The sequence below is a fragment of the Arthrobacter sp. P4_F10 genome, assembly GCF_056401435.1.
Genome location: NZ_JBFUJJ010000027.1, coordinates 1 through 17,492 on the forward strand (window position 1 = coordinate 1; position 17,492 = coordinate 17,492).

Annotated in this window: 17 protein-coding genes; 13 read left to right on the forward strand and 4 right to left on the reverse strand. The window is 65.9% G+C overall.

Going from position 1 to position 17,492, the window contains the following annotated elements:
- Positions 1-222, reverse strand: a 222-nt coding sequence (locus tag AC1DR1_RS18715) for a hypothetical protein (protein ID WP_476993068.1), incomplete at its 3' end; no start/stop codon positions are given.
- 60 nt (positions 223-282) lie between these two features.
- Positions 283-831, reverse strand: a complete 549-nt coding sequence (locus tag AC1DR1_RS18720; RefSeq protein WP_476993069.1) for a TOPRIM nucleotidyl transferase/hydrolase domain-containing protein — start codon at positions 829-831, stop codon at positions 283-285.
- 175 nt (positions 832-1,006) lie between these two features.
- Here AC1DR1_RS18720 and AC1DR1_RS18725 point away from each other — a divergent pair, with 175 nt between their 5' ends.
- Entirely contained in the window at positions 1,007-1,681 is a 675-nt protein-coding gene (locus AC1DR1_RS18725) for a TetR/AcrR family transcriptional regulator (RefSeq protein WP_476993070.1), read from the forward strand.
- Between the two features lie 146 nt (positions 1,682-1,827).
- Here AC1DR1_RS18725 and AC1DR1_RS18730 read toward each other — a convergent pair whose 3' ends face one another.
- A complete protein-coding gene (locus AC1DR1_RS18730; RefSeq protein ID WP_476993071.1) occupies positions 1,828-3,315 on the reverse strand; it encodes an MFS transporter in 1,488 nt (495 codons plus the stop codon).
- 314 nt (positions 3,316-3,629) lie between these two features.
- Between AC1DR1_RS18730 and AC1DR1_RS18735 the strand changes: the two genes are divergently transcribed.
- The 4 genes from AC1DR1_RS18735 to AC1DR1_RS18750 all read left to right on the forward strand — a co-directional run bounded on the left by AC1DR1_RS18735 (position 3,630) and on the right by AC1DR1_RS18750 (position 8,545).
- Entirely contained in the window at positions 3,630-4,439 is an 810-nt protein-coding gene (locus AC1DR1_RS18735) for an SDR family NAD(P)-dependent oxidoreductase (RefSeq protein ID WP_364742696.1), read from the forward strand.
- Positions 4,440-4,546: 107 nt separating this feature from the next.
- Positions 4,547-5,704, forward strand: coding sequence for a serine hydrolase domain-containing protein (locus AC1DR1_RS18740; RefSeq protein ID WP_476993072.1), 1,158 nt, complete (start codon positions 4,547-4,549; stop codon positions 5,702-5,704).
- Positions 5,705-5,728: 24 nt separating this feature from the next.
- On the forward strand, positions 5,729-7,972 hold the full coding sequence (locus AC1DR1_RS18745; RefSeq protein WP_476993073.1) for a cytochrome P450: 2,244 nt from the start codon (positions 5,729-5,731) through the stop codon (positions 7,970-7,972).
- A 3-nt stretch (positions 7,973-7,975) separates the two neighbouring features.
- Positions 7,976-8,545: an HtaA domain-containing protein gene (locus AC1DR1_RS18750; RefSeq protein ID WP_476993074.1), complete on the forward strand. Its 570-nt coding sequence runs from the start codon at positions 7,976-7,978 to the stop codon at positions 8,543-8,545.
- A gap of 36 nt (positions 8,546-8,581) precedes the next feature.
- Here the strand turns inward: AC1DR1_RS18750 and AC1DR1_RS18755 are convergent, their stop codons facing one another.
- Positions 8,582-9,523, reverse strand: coding sequence for a LysR family transcriptional regulator (locus AC1DR1_RS18755; protein WP_229995725.1), 942 nt, complete (start codon positions 9,521-9,523; stop codon positions 8,582-8,584).
- A 123-nt stretch (positions 9,524-9,646) separates the two neighbouring features.
- Here AC1DR1_RS18755 and AC1DR1_RS18760 point away from each other — a divergent pair, with 123 nt between their 5' ends.
- The 8 genes from AC1DR1_RS18760 to AC1DR1_RS18795 are packed head-to-tail and all read left to right on the forward strand — an operon-like array spanning position 9,647 to position 17,415.
- Positions 9,647-10,828, forward strand: a complete 1,182-nt coding sequence (locus AC1DR1_RS18760) for a cytochrome P450 (RefSeq protein WP_229995726.1) — start codon at positions 9,647-9,649, stop codon at positions 10,826-10,828.
- A 12-nt stretch (positions 10,829-10,840) separates the two neighbouring features.
- Complete coding sequence (locus AC1DR1_RS18765; protein WP_229995727.1) at positions 10,841-11,824, forward strand: PDR/VanB family oxidoreductase; 984 nt, start codon at positions 10,841-10,843, stop codon at positions 11,822-11,824.
- Between the two features lie 18 nt (positions 11,825-11,842).
- Entirely contained in the window at positions 11,843-13,081 is a 1,239-nt protein-coding gene (locus AC1DR1_RS18770; RefSeq protein ID WP_229995728.1) for an FAD-dependent oxidoreductase, read from the forward strand.
- A 2-nt stretch (positions 13,082-13,083) separates the two neighbouring features.
- Complete coding sequence (locus AC1DR1_RS18775; protein ID WP_229995729.1) at positions 13,084-13,935, forward strand: SDR family NAD(P)-dependent oxidoreductase; 852 nt, start codon at positions 13,084-13,086, stop codon at positions 13,933-13,935.
- 30 nt (positions 13,936-13,965) lie between these two features.
- Positions 13,966-15,183, forward strand: coding sequence for a cytochrome P450 (locus AC1DR1_RS18780; RefSeq protein ID WP_229995730.1), 1,218 nt, complete (start codon positions 13,966-13,968; stop codon positions 15,181-15,183).
- A 7-nt stretch (positions 15,184-15,190) separates the two neighbouring features.
- Positions 15,191-16,207 (forward strand): alpha/beta fold hydrolase, encoded by a 1,017-nt coding sequence (locus tag AC1DR1_RS18785; protein WP_364742709.1) that lies wholly within the window; start codon positions 15,191-15,193, stop codon positions 16,205-16,207.
- Positions 16,208-16,216: 9 nt separating this feature from the next.
- Positions 16,217-17,041, forward strand: a complete 825-nt coding sequence (locus AC1DR1_RS18790; RefSeq protein WP_229995732.1) for an N-acyl homoserine lactonase family protein — start codon at positions 16,217-16,219, stop codon at positions 17,039-17,041.
- A complete protein-coding gene (locus tag AC1DR1_RS18795; RefSeq protein WP_229995733.1) occupies positions 17,041-17,415 on the forward strand; it encodes an FmdB family zinc ribbon protein in 375 nt (124 codons plus the stop codon). The genes AC1DR1_RS18790 and AC1DR1_RS18795 overlap by 1 nt, the downstream gene beginning before the upstream one ends.
- Positions 17,416-17,492: the final 77 nt, after the last annotated feature.

A 17,492-nucleotide genomic window follows, 5' to 3' on the forward strand; every position in this document is an offset into this window, starting at 1 on the left:
CCCGGTGACCAGCATCGGGACGAGCAGCACTGCGATGGCGGGGACCCAGTGTGCGGTAAACCCATTGCGGCGCAGCACGGTCGTTACGGTAGCGACAAAGCCTGYGAGCAGCAGCAGCTTCAGGCTGTCGAGGCGGTCAATTGCCTGCACGAGTCCGAGTGTGTCCTCGGCTGTCATCGCGTCGACTTCGAGGACAGTCACCGCGGCGATGGCGGCCTGCACCAACGACGCGACCGCCGCGCCAACTCCTGCGGCGAGGGCCCATCTATTTGGACAGTCGGATCACCGTGAGAATGATGCAACGAGGCGGGCCAGCGGCGCAGGCGCATGTCCGGCCGGCAATGCGTCGACCAGCAGTGGCGCGTATCGGACCTTGTTACCGCTGCGTCCTCCGAAGAACCGGCGCAACTGCGCCGTTATTGGCCGATCTCGCAATGACGGCTGGCGTTGGAGGAGCCGGAACGACGCGAGCTCGCCTTGAGCCGCGATGACATTGAGCACGGCATCGATCCCAAGGCAGCGGATGAGTTCGTCCTCTAGATCGGCGTCACAGACGTAGAACCCAAGCTCGGCCAGCGAACCGGACCCGATACCTGCACGGCCGAGCGCGCGGGCGACGCCACGAGATTCCCCTGCATCACACAGGCCCAACAACCGGTGGCCTGCACCATTCGGGCCGTAGCGGTCGATGAAGTGGACGATGCTCGTCGCGCCTCCCATCGGTACGACCGACACCCGCAAGGCTGTCAGGTCATGGCCAAGGCGTAAGGCCAGCGTCTCGACCGCCAGCCGGTCACTCTCGCCCTCGACTAATACCGTCGTCGCCTGCATGGAACTAGTATGTCGGACGCCCGGCCGCGACAGGATACTCCCGGTAGATGGGTGCAAGGATTTCGCGAGTCGTCTTTCGGTGCGACCTGAATTCAGCAGTTTCACGCTCAAGGGCTGGTGAGGGCTCGCTTCGGGTTTCCGAATTCCAGCCGTTCCCGGTGATAAGTTGGTGAGCGTGACCACTGCCGACAACGAAAAATATGCTGGGCCTCGTCGGCAAGCGCCGGGTTCCCAACGCACGCAGGCTCCCAGGCAATCCCTGCGTGAGGTGCAGAAACAAGTGACCCGCGAGCGGCTGATCGAGGCCGCTTCGGAGGAATTCCGCAGCCGCGGCTTCAATGAGACGACTGCCGAGAACATCGCGAGTGCGGCCGGCGCCAGCCGCGCCACGTTCTACGTCTATTTCCGGACCAAAGCGGAGATCGTTGCCGAGCTGATGAGGCGGAGCCAGTCCGACGTGATGGCCGCCTACCGCCGCCTGGACGATTTGGAAGATCCGGACCAGGCCAGCATCCTCGACTGGCTGGACGACACCATCATGTTGTGGCGAGAGCGCTCCAGCGACTTCACCACCATGGAGCAGGCTCTGGCGAACGATGACCTGGTGACCGAGACGTGGATGACTATCCTCGGCGACACCTACAAGGTCATGCCGAGGACCTTTGCCCGGTATACGGATCCGGTGCAGCACGAACGCGCGCGGCTCCATTTGCTGACACTCCAGATGGCGCTGGACAGGACCATGTTCTTTACGATCCTTCGCGGCAGGCCACTGGACATGGCCCTGCTCAAGGACGTGTTGGCAATGCAATGGCTGGCCTTCGTCCGCGGTGACGCCACCGCCAGCTAGACGGACAGAACCACACGTTAGAACCAGACGCCAAAGGCGCCGGACCATGGGCCCGGCGCCCTTGTTGTGGTTCAAATGCTCAGCTGAGCTGATTCAAACCGCGGTGATTCAACCTGCGCTGATCCATGTCAGCGGATCCTTCGACCTCAGTGGCTGGCCACTTCGGTCAGCTGCACGCGCTTGGAGAGGGTGAATGCCGCGATGATCGCCACGATCGAGACGATGGCCGCCGTCAGGAAGCCGGTGGCATAGTTTTCGGCCGGCGGAAGCGGAGCCGCGGGGGTTGTGTTCAGGCCGATGATGGCGGCGTAGACTGCCGTGCCGATTGCCGAGGCGGACAGCGCAATCCCCACGTAGATGGAGGCCRTGCCGGCGCCTTTCCCGGCCGGCGCTTCGGCGGCGATGATCGAGATGGCGATGGTCAGGACCGTGGTGTAGGCGACGCCGTAGAAGAGGATGCCGACGACGACGGCCCACAGCTGAGTGTGCATAAAGTACAGCCAGACAAAGGACAGCATCAGCAGGAACGCCCCGACGGCGAGGGGGCCGCGCGGGGGAACACGGTGCAGCAGCCGCGGGATGACGGTGGAAACGACGATTCCGGCCAGGGTCATGGGGATGAACAGGAAACCGGCGGTCAGTGGATTGAGTCCGAAGCCGTAGCCGRCCAGCTCGGCAGGTGTCAGTGCCCAGCCCATCACGAAGTTGAACATCATGATGCCGGCGATGCCCAGGGTCACGAATACGGCGTAGGCGGGCATCAGTCGCGTGCTCAGCAGCAGGGAGATGTCAACGAGCGGCTGCTTGCTGCGGGATTCCGCTACAAGCGCCAGGCCAAGGCCCACGACGCCGGCGATCACCCAGGTCAGGGTGGCGGGCGAGGTGAAACCCCAGGCCGGGCTCTGGCTCAAACCGATGCAGATGGCCGTCAGGGAGAAGCCGAGCAGAGTGACGCCGGCGACATCGATGCGCTTGCTCTTGCCCCGGTTCCGCAGCGTGGCGTCCGAGTCCGAGCCCCATAGCAGCATTCCCGCCATGCTCAGGACGGTCAGGGCGGCGCCGATCCAGAAGGCGTGGCGCCACGTTGCGCCGACGACCACCATGAGTCCGCCCACGCCGAAGCCCAGCGTGACGCCGACGGCCTGGCCGCCCGCGATGATGCCGATGGCCTTTTTGCGGTCGAAGTTGCTCAGGCGGTCGTTCATGATGCCCACCACCAGGGCCTGTCCGGCCATGATGCCGGTCAGCGCGCGGCCGATCACCAGGACGGTGAAATCAGTAGCGAGTGCTGACATGACATAGCCCACGAAGATGCCGACGATGCAGATGATCATCACCTTGCGGTGGCCGAAGACATCGCCCGCCTTGGACAGCAGGGCGATGGAAGCCGCCCCCATGAGGAGGGTGGCCAGCAGTGCCCAGGAGACCTGGGACGGCGTGAGGCCAAGATCCATGCTCATGGACTGGTAGAGCGGGATGGCCATCATGGCGCCCACTTCGTTGAGCATCTGCAGGCCGGAGAACGTCACGGCCATGAGCATGCCGGCGCGCTTCCAGGGGAGCTTTCTCTGCGTATCCGGCAGCTCTGCCGGGGCCAGTTGGACGGCCGGGGAGCCCGTCGTGGGAACTGTCATGCTTCTCCTTTGAAGAGAGGCCCGGGGGCCTCGAAGTTCTGTCTCTGGTACGGGGTCCCCGCAGCCGGCAGGCTCCAGAGCGAAGCGCCGGGAAGTGTGTTCAGACCCGGCCGGTGATGTGTGACCGTCCTCACGGGGATGAGAGAAGCAGAACACATTGGCTGGACTGTTGTCTAGTGATTCAACAAATGCTTTTTTATTTATCGAATGTCCAGCATTTTGGCTGGACATGTGTCTAGCGAACTGCAACACTGGTGCCCTACATCACAGCCCACGACCGCACTGCGGGGTGGACAGCAGAAAGGCACAACGTCGTGACTCTTGAAGGAAAAGTGGCATTCATTACCGGAGCGGCCTCCGGAATCGGCCTTGCCACCGCAAAGGCTTTCGCTGACGCGGGTGCCCGGGTGGTGGGTGCGGACATGTCCGATGAGGCGTTGTCCCGCGAGTTCTCCGCCATCCCCGGTTCACTCGCCATCGCGCTGGACGTCACCAGCAGCACGGCGGTCAACGATGCCTTTGCCAAACTCGACGCAGAATTCGGCCGCCTCGACGTGGTCATCAACGCGGCCGGCATCAACGCGCCGTCCAAGGCGGCGAACGACAAACTCGTTGACACCAACGTCCGGGCCTTCCGGGCAGCACGGGAAGGCGAGGAGTTCTTCCCCGACTTCCTCGGCGACATCACTGACGAAGACTTCCGCCGTGTCCTGGAAGTCAACCTGTTCGGTCCCTTCTATGTCATGCGGGCAGCGGCGCCCCTGCTGAAGCGCACTGGCGGCGGCTCAATCGTCAACGTCTCCAGCTCGGCAGCCCTGCTCGGCGTTCCGATGCCGCTGTACTACCCGGCGTCCAAGGCCGGAGTCCTCGGCATGACCAGGGCAGCGGCCGCCGAACTTGCCCCCTTCAATATCAGGGTCAACGCGATCGCGCCCGGCGCTGTGGACACCCCGTTGTTCCGCCAACAGCCCGAGGAAATCACCGGAATGCTGATCGGCATGCAGCCCATCAAACGCCCCGCAACCCCGGAGGAAATCGCCGCCACGATGGTGTTCCTCTCGAGCGAAGCGGGCGCCTACTACACCGGGCAGACCCTCTCGCCGTCCGGCGGCCTCCACATGTAGGGCTGCCGCTGCGCACCGTGGCAACGGTCCGCCGTCGGAAATTACGACGGCGGGCTGCCGCCACGCTTTTCATCCCCCCGTTAAGCCAGGCACACAGGAGCAGGACCATGACCCACGGACTCAACGCCGAGACCATCGGACTACTAGAGCAGACCATCCGCAACGACATCAGCGCCGGCGACTACGACGGCGCCCGCATCATCGTGGCCCGCCACGGCGAAGTGGCCCTCGACGCCACCCTCGGATGGGCGGACCGCGCCGCCGGCCGCGCCATGGAAGCGGACAGCATTTTCAGGGTCCTCTCGCTGACCAAAGCCTTCACCAACGCCCTGGTGTACCAGGCCATTGGCGAGGGCAAGCTCGCCCTGAGCACCCGCGTGGTGGACATCATTCCCGAGTTCTACGGCAGCGACCGGTTCCGCGCCGGACGCAAGGACCGCGTGAACCTGGCCCACCTGCTGACCCACCGCTCCGGGATGCCGGCCACGCCCGAACCGCTCCCGAACGCCCGGCTGGGCAACCTCAAAGACGTCATTGCCGCCATCTGCGAACTCGACGTGGTCCACGAGCCGGGCACCAACCTCACGTACTCACCCGCGGTCAACCATGCGCTGATGGGCGAGATGCTCCGCCGGGTCTACGGTGCCGACTCGTTCCGCGACCTGGCCGGCAAGAACCTGTTCGGCCCGCTGGGCCTCAAGGACACCCGGTTCGGTCCGCTGGAAGACTGGAAGGACCGGATGGTTCCGCTCAAGGCCTACATCCCGGACTCCGGCTGGCTCTCGGCCAAGGACATTGAAGTCCTGGACGACGTCATCAACGAGGAAGCCGAGATGCCGTGGGTCGGGTCGGCCAGCACCGCTGCCGATGTCTTCGCCTTCGCCGAAATGATCCGCCGCAAGGGGGCCCATGACGGCCGCCAGCTAATTGCGCCGGCCGTCCTGGACGCCGCCACCACACTGCAGACCGGCGACTTGACCAACGACCTGTACGCCATGATCGCCCGGATGCGCGGCTGGGAAGAGCCCCCGGGAAACTTCGGCCTGGGCTTCTCGCTGAGCGGCACCGGAACCCACCCCTCCTTCTTTGGGCCCTTTACCAGCCCCCGGACCCACGGCAACTACGGCGCGGGATCCACGCTTTTCTGGATCGACCCGGAACGCGACATGACCTTCGTCTGCCTGACCGCCGGCGTCATGGACGAGGGCGACAACGTCCTGCGCTTCCAGAAACTGTCCACCATCGCCGCGTCCGCGGTCCTCTGACACCCCTTCCTCCTGGAGCACACCATGTCCATCAACACGATCGCCCCTGCCCACCCCGGCCCGCTGGCCCCCGGCTTCGACGCCATGGGCGACGACTACTACCGCGATCCGGCCCGGCATTTCGCTGACGTCCGCGAGGGCAAGCCTGCCTTCTTCTACCCGTACCTGAACGCGTGGATCATCACCCGCCGCGCCGACGCGGAAACCATCCTGCCCGACTGGCAGAAGTTCTCCAGCGCCAGCAACGGCGGGCTGATCCCGGTCCCCGAGGCCTATCAGGAAATCATGCCGGCCGAGCTGATCTCCCGGATCCTGGTAGGTTCTGACCCTTCAGGGCACACCGTGGCCCGGCGCGTAGCCCAGAAGGCCTTCCTGCAGGAACGGATGGAAGCCCTTCGGCCCGAGATCGAAACCCGCGCCCACCGCATCATTGACCGGTTCGAGGCGGAGGGTCACGCCAACCTGATGGACGCCTACTGCCTGGAGCTCACCACGCAGACGCTCCTCGCCCTGATGGGTCTCGGCCCGGAATTCGATTCCATGATGCGCGGCCTCCGAGACGACTTCTTCCAGGTGCTCGCCAGCGCCCAGGAAAAGCTTGAAGAACCGCGCCGCTCGGAAGTATGGGACAGCTATGTCACGGCCCAGCTGACCCTGCGCGGCATTGTCCGCGAACGGCGGGGCAGCCAAGCTGACGACCTCATCTCCGTCATGGCCCGGGACAAGGACAGGGAAGGGAACTGGTCCCTGTCCGAGGAGCAGATCGCCCTGCACCTGAGTGAATTCGCCGCCGCCGGCACCGACACCACCGCCCAGGCCATGGCGAACGCGGTCATCTTCCTCAACGAAACACCGGCCGCGCTCACCGACGCCCTGGACGACCCCGCGCTCTGGCAGCGGGTCTTTGACGAGACCGTGCGGCGCCGCCCGTCGTCGACGTTCGCGTCCCGCCGGGCCAACGTGGATGTCACCATCGGGGACGCCCACATCAAGGCCGGCGATATGATCTGGATCGCCCTGGCCAGTGTTAATACGGACCCGGAATACTACGACCGGCCCTTCGAGTTCGACATCCACCGCGAGGACGCCCGGGACCACCTGGCGTTCACCAAGGGACGGCACACCTGCCTGGGCCAGCCACTGGCCCGCGCCCAGGGATCCACCGGCCTGAAGGTGCTCTTCGAACGCCTGCCCAGCCTGCGTCCCGCCAAGGACTGGGGCCTGGACTTCATCCGGTTCGCGCTGCTGCCGGTCCGCCGGAGCCTTGAGGTGCAGTGGGACGTGGCACCCAAGGCGGCGCAGCACGCCGTCGAGCTTCCCTCGGACCCGACGGCCACCCTGGAACTGACGGTGCGGGAACGCCGGGAGGAATCCGACGGCGTCGCATCCCTGACACTCGTGGACCCGGCCGGCCGCCCGCTGCCCACCTGGCACCCCGGTGCACATATCGATGTCCACGTTGACGGGCATGTCAGGCAGTACTCGCTCTGCTCGCCCGGCGGGGACCAGTCCAGCTGGCGCATCGGTGTGCTAAAGGAAGCCAACGGGCGCGGCGGATCGCTGGCCATCCACACCACCGTGGAGGCCGGATCGACGCTGACGGTCAGCCAGCCGCGCAACAACTTTGTGCTCCAGCACTCCCCGAACTATGTTTTTATCGCCGGCGGGATCGGAATCACCCCGATCCTGGCCATGGTGGCCCAGGCCGAACAGGAAGGCGCCGACTGGAGCCTCGTGTACGGCGGCCGGTCACGGGCCACCATGGCCTTCCTGGACGAGCTCGCAGAATTCGGTGACCGGGTGCGGCTCGTCCCGGAAGACACAGACGGCCGGGTGGACTTCGCTGCCTGCTTGTTGGACGTCCGGCCTGACACCCTGATCTACTGCTGCGGCCCGGAGCCGCTGCTGAACGTCGTCGAAGGCGCCTCGGCGCACTGGCCCGCGGGCAGCCTGCACGTGGAGCGCTTCGTGCCGAAGAAGATCGATGCCACCGGCGACGTTTCCTTCGAGGTCGAATTCGCGGACAGCGGCGTGACGCTTACCATCCCGGCAGACAAATCCATCCTCGAAGTCGCCCAGGCGGCCGGGCTCCCGGCCCTGTCATCGTGCAGCGAGGGGACCTGCGGCACCTGTGAAACCCCGGTCATCTCGGGTACTCCCGACCATCGGGACTCCATCCTGACGGACGACGAGAAGRCCAGCTGCGAGAGCATGTTCATCTGCGTCTCCCGGTCCCAGGGCGGCTGCCCGCTAAAGCTCGGACTCTGAGCCATGGGAATGGAGCAGCTCCCGTGTGATGCCCCGGTGCTTCGCTGGGGTATCAAACGGAGCTTCATCAGTTACCTGTCACGCCTTCCCGACGGGAGCGTCTCAGCAGATGCCGGGGCATCCATCGTCAGCGGGAGCTACTTCCAGTTTGCGCCCGACGGCGGCGGGCCGGCCGGTGAGGCAGGGTCACCGGCGGATCCGCGAACAGCAGAGGATCCGACGCCGGCGGGCATTGGAACAGCGGGCATCCGCAGGTTCCGCGGCCAGGTGCGGCTCAGCGGCCACCACGGCATGATGAGCCTGTTTGTGGCGGACCCGTGGCTCGAATTCGATGCCGAGGGCGCCGTCCTGAGCGTTGCGGACCCGGGGCAGGCGCCCGGCAGCGGTGCCCGGCTGGAGCTCCTCCGGCTGGCCGTCCCAAAGGTTGCCGGAACGCAGGTTGCAGGGCCGGAGGCTGCCGGGACGGGCTGGACGGAACTGCCGGCACAATTGGCTCCGGCCGCCGTCGACCTTTTCAACGGCCAGTATGCGGCCGGTGAGGAAATGGATCCGGTGTTCCTGGGTCCTGCCTGATGCGGCCGTCCTGATGGGACCTGCGGGGGAGTGGCGTCAGTGCGCCTCGGGGCCGGTCCTCATCCGCACACTCTTTGCACGGGGACCCAGGAGCACCTCGGCGAAGGTTGCGGCAACCTCGGTCAGCTCGCGCTGGGCACTCCATACCGCCACGGCATGCAGCGGCGGCAGGGGCGGCTCCAGCTGGCGGGTCACCACGGTGGTCTTGGCGATCTGCTGGATCTCCGGGGGCATGATGCTGATGCCCATGTCGGCCGCAACGAGCGGGAGCGTGGTCTGCAGGCTGGTGACCGTCTTGAGCCGCGGCATGGACAGGCCGTTCTCCAGCCAGTAGTCAACCAGTAGTTCGGTGATGCCTGGCACGCGGATGTTCGGCGCGGGCAGGAGCCAGGTCTCATCCATCAGGTCTGTCAGGGCCACCGGCTTGGGTGCATCCCGAAAGCGGGTGGGCAGCACCGAGGACAGGGACATCTTGGAGATCGGTTCAATCACCACGTCGTCCTGGTACATGGTGCGCAGCCGGTCCGGCGCTCCCGTGGCAACAATGGCCACGTCCAGGGCGCCGGAGCGGACGCCCTCAATCACCGTGCCAGGTTCGACGTCGCTCAGKGTGACGTCCGCGTGGGGCGACAGTTCGCGGAAGCGTGCCAGGACCCGGGGCAGGTAGGCCCAGGCGAACGGCAGAATGACCGCGAGGTGAAGAGTGCCGCTGAGCCCCTTTCCCTGGCGGCTGAGCTCACGGGCGAGCTGGTCGGTTTCGTCCACGAGCCGGCTGCCTTTTTGCACCAGGAGTTCACCGGCGTTGGTGGGCACAATCCCGCGCGCGGTCCGTTCCAGGAGCTTGACTCCGAGTTCCTCTTCGAGGTTCTTCAGGGCGGCGCTCAGCGGCGGCTGGGTCATCTGCAGCACCTTGGCCGCCTTGGAGATGGACCCTTGCCGGGTGATCTCCAGAAAGTATCGAATGTGCCGAATGTCCATATTCAAAGTGTATACCTGCGCCGTGTGAGTTCCATGAAACATATGACTGAGGCGCCTTGGCCGCCTTACGGTGGGGAACAAGCAGTGATACCTATCACACGAGGAAAGCAAGGAGGCTGCATCGTGAGCGTTGATGCCGATACCCGGATCCCCAACGATGACTGGAACCCCATAACGGTGACCGACTACCCGGCAGAGTACACCAGGCTGCGCGCCGAGCGGCCGCTGGCCTTCACCAGCGACTACGACGGTTTCTATGGATACATGCGCTACGCCGACGTCCAGAAGGGCTCGCGGGACTGGCGCACTTACACCAGCGGCCAGCCGTTCCTGGAGTTCCCCGAGTTCATGCGGTCCATCCCCATCCAGGAAAATCCGCCCACCCACACGTTCTTCCGGAAGTTCCTGGCACAGTACTTCACCCCCGAACGGGTGGCGCTGCTGGTGCCGGATATCGAAGACCTAGTGGCCAAGAACCTGGACCCGCTGATCGAGGCCGGTGAAGCGGACATGATCGAACAGTTCGGCATCATCGTTCCCCAGCAGGTCCTCGCCAGGTTCCTGCTGCTCCCGGACGATGCGTGGGAGACCATGGCCGTGAGCCTGGCCAAAGCCGACGCCGTCCGCCACGACATCGCAGCAATGCGGGAAATCAACAAGAGTCTCTGGAACCCGACGGTGGAGGCCCTCATCGAGGACCGTCGGGCCAACCCGCAGGATCCTGCCATCGACATCATGTCCGGTGTGCTGGAACTGATGCCCGAAGGCAGGCCCGTGACGCAGGAGGAAGCCGTCGCCATCGGTGTGCAGATCTTCTCGGCAGGCGCGGACACCACCACCGCGGCGATCGGGTCCATCCTGTCCTACCTCGGCAGCCACCCGGAAGACCAGGCCGACCTGCGCCGCCGGCCCGAGCTCGTGGACTCCGCCATCGAGGAAATCCTGCGCCTCGCGCCGCCCCTGCACCACACCGGCCGGAAGGCCACCAAGGACGTCCAAGCCTTCGGTGCGGTCATTCCCGAAGGCGCCAAGGTGGGCCTCAACGTGTTTTCGGCCAACCGTGACGAAGACAAGTTCGTCCGGGGCAACGAGTACATCGCGGACCGCTCGCCCAACCCGCACCTGACGTTCGGGCACGGCCCGCACCAGTGCATGGGCTCGCCGATTGCCCGCGCCGAGCTCCAGGGGATGCTCCGGCAGATCCTGGCCAAGACCAGCAACTTTGAACTTTCCGGCCAGCCGGTATCCAACGGCAGGCCGCTGCGCACCGGCTGGACCTCCGTGCCCATCCGCTTCGAGAAGTAAAGGACAACCACCATGACATCGGAAACCATGCTGAGGACGCCTGCCACGCTCACCCGCCAGCCACTCCAGGTCCGGAGCAAGCGGTCCGCGTCCGACTGCGTTGTGGAACTTGAGCTGGTCCATCCGGACGGGGCCGCCCTCCCTGGGTGGCAGCCAGGCGCCCACATCGAGCTGCACCTGCCGTCCGGGCTGTCCCGCCAGTACTCCCTCTGCGGGAACCCGGACGACAACTCCAGCTACCGCCTCGGGATCCTGAACGACCCCACCAGCCGCGGCGGATCCAGCTACGTGCACACCGGCCTGGCCGAGGACGACAACCTGGAGGTCTCCGGACCCCGGAACAACTTCGAACTGGTGGAATCGCCGGAATACCACTTCCTCGCCGCCGGTATCGGCGTCACGCCCATGATGCCCATGCTGGACGAGGCCGAACGGCGCGGAGCCCGCTGGAAGCTGACCTACATGGGGCGCTCGCGATCCTCCATGGCCTTCTGGCAGGAACTCGCAGCCAAGTACCCCGGCAAGATCGACATCCACCCCGACGACGAGTTCGGTTTCCCGGACCTCGGCGCCTTGCTGGGAAAGCCGCGGGACGGCGTCAAGGTCTACGCCTGCGGCCCCGAAGGCCTGCTGCGCGCCCTCGAAGGAATCTGCGCCGGGTGGCCCGCCGGAACCCTGCACCTCGAACGCTTCGCCCCCAAGGACCCTGCGGCGGCCATGGCCCCGGCCATTTCATTCCGGGTCAAACTCGCCCTCAGCGGCATGGAACTCGAAGTGCCTCCAGGCCGCAGCATCGTGGAGGTGGCCGAGGAAGCCGGCGCGCCGGTCATCTTTTCCTGCATGGAAGGCACCTGCGGCACCTGCGAGACCCGCATCCTCAGCGGCGAGGCCGACCACCGCGACTCCGTCCTCAGTGACGAGGAAAAAGCGGCCAACGAGATGATGATGATCTGCGTCTCGCGGTCCAAGTCCGACGTCCTCGAACTCGAACTCTAGAAAGCCCGGAGACACATAGTGCGCACTGAACAGCAGAAACCCGAACAGCAGAAACCTGAACAGCAGAAACCCGTCCTTATTGTCGGTGCCGGACCCGTGGGCATCCTCAACGCCCTGGGCCTGGCAAGGGCCGGGGTTCCCGTCCGCGTCTTCGAACGGGCCAGTACCGTGGCCAACGCGCCCCGCGCCATGGTCTACCACTGGTCCGTCCTGGACGGGCTGGAGCGCCTCGGGCTATTCGAGGACGCCGTGGCCCGCGGCTTCCTGAAGCAGGACTACACCTACAAGGTGCACAAGACAGGTGAAGAGATCAACTACGGGCTCAGATCGCTCGAAGGACGCGTCAAACACCCCTACAACCTGCACCTCGGCCAGAACGCCCTGGTGGAAATCGCCCTTGAACACCTGGCCCGTTTCCCCCACGCCGAAGTGCTCTGGGACCACAAGTTCACCGGCATGGACCAGGGGCCGGACTCCGTCACGGCACACTTCGCCACCCCGCAGGGAACCACCACGGTTGACGGTTCCTGGCTGATCGGCGCCGACGGCGCCCGCAGCAAGGTCCGCGAAAGCCAGGAGATCGCCTTTGAAGGCATCACCTGGCCTGAACGCTTTGTTGCCACGAACATCCGCTACCCCTTCGAAGCCGCCGGCTACAGCCAGACCACCATGCTGATCGATGACCGCTTCGGCGCCATCATCACCAAAATCGACAACAGCGGCGACACCGGGCTGTGGCGCTACACGTACTGCGAGGACGCAGCACTGCCGGAAGGCGGAATCGAAGAGCGCATGCCGGACTTCTTCGCCTCCATTGTGCGCGATCCCCAAAACGTGGTGGTGGACGCCTACTCGCCGTACAGCATGCACCAGCGGGCGGCGGCAACGTTCCGCGCCGGGCGGGTGCTGCTGGCCGGCGACGCGGCGCATGCCACCAACCCCACCGGCGGGCTTGGACTGACCAGCGGGCTCTTCGACACCTACGTGCTGTCCGAGGCGCTGGCCGCCGTCGTCAAGGGCACGGCTCCGGAATCGGTATTGGACGAATACGCCGCAGAGCGGCGCCGCGTCTTCGTCGACATCGTGAATCCCGCCGCGAGCAACAACAAGCGGCTTGTGTACCACTCTTCTGATGAGGCCCGGCTGGAAGAAGACCTGGCCGTGCTCCGGCAGCTCCCACTGGATGAGGATGCCGTGGTCAAGCGCCTGATGTTCCCCAAGAGCCTGGAAACCCGTTCCCTGATTGGAACGTGGTAGCGATGGCGGGCATCACCGAGTTCAGCGGTAAGACTGCCGTGGTCACCGGCGGCGCAAGCGGCATCGGCTTCGCCATGGCACGGCGCTTCCTGGAAGAAGGCATGCGCGTTGCCATTGCCGACGTCGAACAGGCAGCACTGGACACCGCCGTGCGGGAACTCTCCGCCTTCGGTGACGTGATGGGCCAGCGGACAGACGTCCGCAGCGTCGGGGACCTTGAGGCGCTCGCCGAGGCGGTGCTGGGCACTTACGGCCGGATCGACGTCGTCTGCAACAACGCGGGCGTGGAAACGGGTGGCAGCTTCCTGAGTATTCCGGAAGAGGCGTGGCGCTGGGTGATGGATGTGAACTTCTTCGGCGTCCTCAACGGCTGCCGGGTGTTCCTGCCCCTCCTGGAGGCCGGCGGCGGAGGACACATCGTCAACACCGCCTCCGTGGCTGCGTTCAGTTCCGGCACGGCGACCATGACGCCGTACTGCGCCTCCAAGTTCGCCGTGCTGGGCATGAGCGAATCGCTCGAGGTGGAACTGCGCACTGCCGGCAGCCCCGTGGGTGTTTCGCTGCTGGCGCCGGGCCCGGTCAGGACGCGGATGGTCGACGCCGAGCGGAACCGCCCTGCCGATGTGCCCTTGGCTGCCGAGCCCGGGAGGCTGGCGGTCATGGAGCGGCTGGCGGCCACCACCGCCGAGGTGGGGATGGACCCGGCAGAGGTGGCCGGGCAGGTACTTGACGCCATCCGCACCAACACCTTCTTCGTCCTGACGCACCCGGAGATGGCCCAGGCCGGCGTGCAGCGGCGGCTGGACTGGATGGCCACAGGCACCCCGCCGCCGGCACGCCAGGCCGGAAAATAATCCCCCACTACCGTTCAACGAGGAACAGACATGACTGAAACGAACATCCTCCCCGAGGTCATCGAGGCACCGGTCTCCGGCTACGATGCATTCTCGCTCGAAACGCTGCAGGACGTGCACACGTTCGACGGGGAACAGCGCGAGATCGCTCCCGTGGTCTACATGGAGAAGTATGGCTACTACGCCATCACCCGCTACGCCGAGATCCAGAAGGCGCTGCGCGACTGGCGTACCTTTTCGTCCACGGACCGGCCGTTCTACGCGCCGTCGGCATTCCGGCCGCGCACCCTGATCCTGGAGGATCCGCCGGAGCACACGGCATCGAAAGCGGCCGTGTTCAAGGTGTTCGACGCCGAGAACCTCGCCAAGATGTCCACCTACTTCAAGGCCGAGGCCGAACGGCTCATCGATAATCTCCTGGCGGACGGACCGGCGGAGATCAACGCGTACACCGACCTGTCCGTGAAGTACGTCCTCAAGGTCTTCCCGGACGTCCTGGGCCTCCCGGAGGAGGGACGCGAGCTGCTGCTGAAGTTCGGCGACGCCGTCTTCAACGTCTTCGGTCCGCCCAGCGACCTGCAGGCCGCCAAGCTCGCCAGCGGCACCGAGGCCATGGAATGGGTTGAATCCAACACCGCGCGCGACGTGCAGGCCGACGGCGGCATCGGCTGGCAGCTCTACTCCATGGCGGACGAGGGCAAGATCTCCGAGCACACCGCCCAGCAGATCCTCAAATCCATCTTCGCCGCGGGTTTCGACACCACCACCGCGTCGATCGCCTCGATGATCCGCGCCTTCGCGGACAACCCCGGGGAATGGCAGAAGCTGCGTGAGAACCCGGGCCTGGTGGACAACGCCTGGGAGGAAGCCATCCGTCTCTATCCCGCCTCACGCTACGGCGGACGCTGGGCCACCAAAGAGACGGTGCTGGGAGGCGTCCGCATTCCGGAAGGCGCCAAGATCCTCACCATGTGGCTGGGCGCGGGGCGGGATCCGCGCCAGTACGACGCCCCGGACGAGTTCCACGTAGACCGCGACCTCAAAAACGCGCACCTGTCCTTCGGGTTCGGGATCCACACGTGCGCCGGCAACCAGGTGGCCCGGCTCGAAGCCCGCACGCTGCTGCGCGCCATGGTGGAGCGGATCGAGAAGATCGAGCTCACCGGGGAACCGCGCAAGACCGTCAACTACCAGGCCTTCGGACATGATCATGTTCCCGTGCGGCTGACGCCCGCCGTGTCGGCGTAGGTCCCGTATGCCCACGACGACGACGGGTCCGTGTCCGGGCGCCGCTCAGCTGTGGTCCACTGAGCCGGGCGCCCCGCACCTGAACAAAACAGCGCGGACCGTGCGGACCGGCGGCTTCTTCCTCCCGGGAGACCTCCAGCAGTCCGACGCCGGTCCCTGTCAGTTGGGACCCGCCTGGGTCCAGTGGGAGGCGCCGGCTGACGGCACCGCCAGGACGCCTTGGGTTTTGGTGCACGGCGGCGGCGGACAGTCCACAGACTGGCTGGGGATCGACGACAGCGCGCCGGGCTGGGCGCCGCGGCTGGTGGATGCCGGGTTCCCGGCCTACCTCCTGGACCGACCCGGCCACGGGCGGTCACCGTACGATCCTGCACGGCTGGGCGGGCGTACCGGGTTTCCGGACTACGCCGGTGCCGGAGCAGTTTTTGCGCCGGAGCCCGGTTCCGATGCCATACCGGGTGCCGGCTCCGAACACTCCGCCTGGCCGTGGGGCCGCCGGCCCGGTTCGCCGGAACTAGACAGGTTGGTGGCCTCCTCGTCGGGCATGCTGACGGACACTGCGCTCGGCCAGGAACTCGATGCGCGCCGCATCGTGGACTTGCTCGAACAAGCAGGTCCGGCCGTGCTGGCCACGCATTCCGCCGGTGCCGCCGGCGGTTGGCTTGCCGCGTCCCGCTCCCCTCAACGGGTCCGGGGAATCGTCACCTTCGAACCCCTCGGCCCACCCTTCAGGGATTTGGGACCGCGGGGCAGCCTCGAACACGGGCTGACAGCTGTGCCGCTGGCCGGCGGCCGATCACTTGAGGGCCTGCCGGTGTTGGTGGTCTCCGGGGCGGCCTCGGGGCGTGCCGGTGGCGACGCCGAAACCGTCGAGTTCCTTAACCGCTCCGGTGCCACGGCAACGCACCTGCGGCTGGAAGGCCTGGGCATCGCTGGCAACGGCCATGGCCTGATTTTCGAAAACAACAACAAAGAGATCCTCGAACCGGTCCTGAAATGGCTGGCGGGGAACAACATCACCTAGGAGCACGCAATGACGCAGGCTACTCATCTGGCGGCACCAACCGGGAAGAACCCGGCAGCCAACATCCGCATGTGGGGGCTGGACGCCCCGAAGATGGACATCGACGCAGCACACCTGGTGGTCGGAGCCGAAGGGGCTGTCCGCATTCCCCTGCCCGCCTACCTGATTGAGCACGAGCAGGGCCTGGTCCTGTTTGATACCAGCATGAACCCGCTGGTGTGCGACGACCCCGCCCTGGTCTTCGGGGACCGGCCGGAGACCTCGATGATCGTGTCCAACCCGGAACAGCGGATCGACCGCCAGCTCGCCAAGCTGGGTTACCGTCCCGAGGACATCACGCACGTGGTCCTGTCCCATACCCACTCGGACCATGCCGGCGGCCTGTACCTGTTCCCCCAGGCCAAGTTCTTCGCCGGTCCCGGCGAATTCCAGTGGGCCGCGAACCCGGGCCCGGAATCGGCGCACCTCTTTAACCCCACCGATCTCACGGCCGAGGTCAAGGAGTTCGATTGGACCACCGTCCAGTCACCCAGCCAGGACCTGTTCGGGGACGGCGCCATCATCATCCACCACACTCCGGGCCACACTCCTGGTGAGCTCAGCGCGCTGGTCCGGCTGCCCAGCCAGAACATCCTGCTGACCGGCGATACGGTGCACCTGCGCGAAGCCATGGAATGGGGCGCCGTGGACGGTTCCGACTGGGACCATGACGAGGCCCGGCGCTCCATCGCGTCCCTCAAACGGATCCGCGACGAGGAATCGGCCTCCGTCTGGATCGCCCACGATCCCAGGGACTGGGAAGACTTCGGCGGCCCCCTGAAAGAGCTCGTCTGATGGCGCGCCTCCTCTTCGACTACCGCTGCACCGGCTGCCGCGCCGACGTCGAACTTTTCATGGACACTCCCGCCCCGGCAACCACGGCCTGTCCCGCCTGCGAGGGGGAGGCCCGGCGCCGTTATACGAGCCGGGGCCTGGCGCTGACCGGCCAGGGCCTGCGGGCCGTGGCCCCGGCGGCCGGCGGGATCGATTGCCGCGACAACCCGGACGTTCCCGGGCTGTGCCATGTTGCTCCGTCGGCCCGGCGCCGGCTCATTGCCCGGCACCGGGGGGACACTGACACCTACGAGGCCGAAACGAAACGCCAGACACGCGAATTCGAGGCCAAGGGCCCGGCCCCGCTGGACCAGGTGATCAGCCACGGCCACTGACTTGGCCTGAGCCACTGATCAGACATAAGCAAAGTGCCGCCCGGTGAGCGTAACGCTCTCCGGGCGGCACTTTGCTT